The sequence below is a fragment of the Bittarella massiliensis (ex Durand et al. 2017) genome, assembly GCF_017566145.1.
Taxonomy (GTDB): domain Bacteria; phylum Bacillota; class Clostridia; order Oscillospirales; family Ruminococcaceae; genus Bittarella; species Bittarella massiliensis_A.
Map to the genome: position 1 here is coordinate 1 of NZ_JABFCL010000200.1, position 224 is coordinate 224.

Here is a 224-nt window from a genome sequence, read left to right on the forward strand (position 1 = left end):
GGCGTCACCCTGCTGGGAGCATCCCCGGAAACGATTGATAAAGCGGAGGACAGACAGTGCTTCAAAGATACGATGGAAGAAATCGGGGAACCGGTAATTCCGTCTGAAGTGGTAACGACAGTGGATGCGGCAATGGCTTTTGCAGAAAAAATAGGATTTCCGGTTATCGTCAGGCCTGCCTTTACATTGGGCGGAACGGGCGGAGGCATCGCAAAGACAAGGAG

1 protein-coding gene is annotated in these 224 nt (G+C 52.7%); it reads left to right on the forward strand.

Annotation, left to right across the window (positions count from 1 at the left end; genetic code table 11):
• On the forward strand, positions 1-224 hold a 224-nt coding region (locus HJY11_RS14020), incomplete at both ends, for a hypothetical protein (protein WP_208076507.1).